2 protein-coding genes are annotated in these 3356 nt (G+C 73.5%); both read left to right on the top strand.

Annotation, left to right across the window (positions count from 1 at the left end):
- Positions 1-1214 (top strand): maltokinase N-terminal cap-like domain-containing protein (locus tag FOE67_RS29565; RefSeq protein ID WP_323385166.1); only part of this gene is annotated, 1214 nt, incomplete at its 5' end.
- Positions 1211-3352: a 1,4-alpha-glucan branching enzyme gene (gene glgB, locus FOE67_RS20640; RefSeq protein WP_323385164.1), complete on the top strand. Its 2142-nt coding sequence runs from the start codon at positions 1211-1213 to the stop codon at positions 3350-3352. The genes FOE67_RS29565 and glgB, both read left to right, overlap by 4 nt.
- Positions 3353-3356 lie beyond the last annotated feature (4 nt).

Raw genomic sequence — 3356 nt, 5'->3', positions numbered from 1 at the left:
CCGCCCCCGTCGGCCCGGTCGGCCTGCCGGGCGACCCCGGAGCGGACGGCGACGGCGACTGCTACCAACTCCTCCTGGGCGTGCGCCCGACCCTCCCCCCGCACCTCGCCGACGCCTTCGTCGGCATCCCCGCCGAGGGTCCGCTGCGCGGCCGGGCGGTGTACGAGGCGCTGGAGGATCCCCGTCTGGTCACCCTGCTGCTGGAACGGCTGCGCGCCCCCGGCACCCTCGGCGCCCTGCGCTTCGAACGGGCGCCGGACGCCGACATCCCCGCCGGCGCACCCGGCCGGCTGCTGGGCGCCGAGCAGAGCAATTCCTCGGTCGTATACGGGAATTCACACATCCTGAAGCTGTTCCGCCGGGTGAGCCCCGGGATCAACCCCGACCTGGAACTCTCACTGGCCCTGGCCGAGGAGGGCAGCACCAGGGTGCCGCCACCCGTCGCCTGGTTCGAGGCCGACATCCCCGGCGCCTCCGAGCCGGTCACCCTCGGCGTCCTCCAGCCCTTCCTGGCCGGTTCACGGGACGGCTGGCACCTGGCGCTGGCCTCCCTGGAACACCGGACCGACTTCGAGACCTGCGCCCGGGACCTGGGGGTGGCCACCGCCGAGGTGCACACCGCCCTCGCCCGGGCCCTGCCCACCGGGGTGCTGCGCCGGCCCCAACTGGAGCAGGCCGCGGCGGAGATGTCCCAGCGCCTCGACGCCGCCGCCGCGGCCGTCCCCGCCCTGCGGCCCCATCGCGCCGAACTGCGCCGCACCTTCGACGCCGTCGCCGAGCACGGCCGCCGCGGCGGTCGGCTCGCCGCCCAGCGCATCCACGGCGACCTGCACCTCGGACAGGTACTGCTGCACGAGGGCCGGTGGAGTCTGATCGACTTCGAGGGCGAACCCGCCCGACCGCTGGCCGAGCGCCGCTCCCCGCAACCGACCATCCGCGACGTGGCCGGAATGCTGCGCTCCTTCGACTACGCCGCCGCGCAGCACCGCGATCCGGGACCGCGGGCCCAGCGCTGGGCCCGGCTCTGCCGGGAGGCCTACTGCCGCGGGTACGCCGAGGGCGGCGGGCGCGACCCGCTGGAACACATCGAGCTGCTGCGTGCCTGGGAGACCGACAAGGCCGTCTACGAGGTGCTGTACGAGGCGCGGCACCGACCCGCCTGCTCGCCGGAGCGCACCACGACCCCCACGCCCTCCTGGGAGCCCACCGGGTGACCGGCGGGGTCCGGCTGCGGGTCCTGCGCCCGTACGCCGACCGGGTGACCGTCGAGTACGACGGCGGCCGGGTCCGGCTCGTGCCCGAGGGCGACGGCCTGTTCGCCGCCGTGCTGCCGTTGCGCGAGATCCCCGACTACCGGCTGCGGATCCGCTACGGCGGATCCGGGGAGGACGGGGACCGGCGCGGGGAGGACGGGGCGGGCGAGATCGTCACCGCCGACCCCTACTGCTTCCTGCCGGCCCTCGGCGACCTCGACCTGTACCTGATCTCGGAGGGCCGGCACGAGGAGTTGTGGCGGGCGCTGGGGGCGCGGGTGATGACCCACCGCGGGGTGACCGGCACCCGGTTCACGGTGTGGGCGCCCAATGCCCGGGGGGTCCGCGTCACCGGCGACTTCTGCCTGTGGGACGGCACCGCCTTCCCCATGCGCTCGCTGGGCTCCAGCGGGGTGTGGGAGCTGTTCGTCCCCGGCGTCGGCCCGGGCACCCGGTACAAGTTCGACGTCTGCGGCGCCGACGGCTCGCACACCCTGCGGGCCGACCCGATGGCCCGGCGCACCGAGTGCCCGCCCGCCACCGCCTCGATCGTCGAGGAGTCGGAGTACGAGTGGGGCGACGCCCGGTGGATGGCCGAACGCGGCCGGCGCCCCGCCCACGCCGCTCCGATGTCGATCTACGAACTGCACCCGGCCTCCTGGCGGCCGGGCCTGGGGTACCGCGAGCTGGCCGAGCAACTGCCCGCGTACGTCAAGGAGATGGGCTTCACCCACGTGGAGTTGATGCCGCCGGCCGAGCACCCCTTCGGCGGCTCCTGGGGCTACCAGGTCACCGGCTACTGGGCGCCCACCGCCCGGCTGGGCACCCCCGACGAGTTCCGGGCCCTGGTGGACGCGCTGCACCGGGCCGGGATCGGCGTGATCATCGACTGGGTGCCGGCCCACTTCCCCAAGGACGAGTGGGCGCTGGCCCGCTTCGACGGCACCCCCTGCTACGAGCACCCCGACCCGCTGCGCGCCGAGCACCCCGACTGGGGCACCCTGGAGTTCGACTACGGGCGGCGCGAGGTCCGCAACTTCCTGGTCGCCAACGCCGTGTACTGGTGCGAGGAGTTCCACGTCGACGGACTGCGGGTGGACGCGGTCGCCTCGATGCTCTACCTCGACTACTCGCGCGAGGAGGGCCAGTGGTCGCCGAACGAGTTCGGCGGCCGGGACAACCCCGACGCGGTGCGGTTCCTCCAGGAGATGAACTCCACCGTCTACCGGCGCTGCCCCGGCGTGGTGACCATCGCGGAGGAGTCCACCGCGTGGGACGGTGTCACCCGGGCCACCCACGAGACCGGCGCCAACGGCGTCGGCGGGCTGGGCTTCGGCTTCAAGTGGAACATGGGCTGGATGCACGACAGCCTGGTGTACATGTCGAAGGACCCGGTGCACCGGGTCCACCACCACGGCGAGTTGACCTTCTCCATGGTGTACGCCTACTCGGAGAACTACGTGCTGCCCATCTCCCACGACGAGGTGGTGCACGGCAAGGGCGCGCTGGTCTCCAAGATGCCCGGTGACTGGTGGCAGCGGCGGGCCAACCACCGGGCCTACCTGGGATACATGTGGGCCCACCCCGGCAAGCAACTGCTCTTCATGGGGCAGGAGTTCGCGCAGGGCGCCGAATGGTCGGAGGAGGAGGGCCCGCAGTGGTGGGTGCTCGACGCGGGCTGGCCCGCCTCGCCGGACCACCGGGGGGTGCAGCACCTGGTGCGCGACCTCAACCACGTCTACCGCGACCACCCCGCGCTGTGGGAACGGGACACCGAGCCGGCGGGCTTCTCCTGGATGGAGGCGAACGCGGCCGAGGACAACGTGCTGGTCTTCGCCCGGTACGCCGCCGACGGCACCCCGCTGCTGGCGGTCTCCAACTTCTCCCCCGTGGTGCGCTTCGACTACCGGGTGGGCGTCCCGGACGACGTGGAGCGCTGGGAGGAGATCCTCAACACCGACGACGAGCGGTACGGCGGCAGCGGCATCGACAACCCGGACGTCCTCAAGGCCGAGGACACACCCTGGCACGGGCGGTCGACCAGCCTGGTGCTGACCCTGCCGCCGCTGGCCACCGTCTGGCTCGGCCCCGCCGCCTGACCCC

Origin of the sequence: Streptomyces calidiresistens (assembly GCF_014141525.1) — a bacterium.
Lineage (GTDB): Bacteria > Actinomycetota > Actinomycetes > Streptomycetales > Streptomycetaceae > Streptomyces > Streptomyces calidiresistens.
This window is presented reverse-complemented; position numbering and strand designations above follow the sequence as displayed.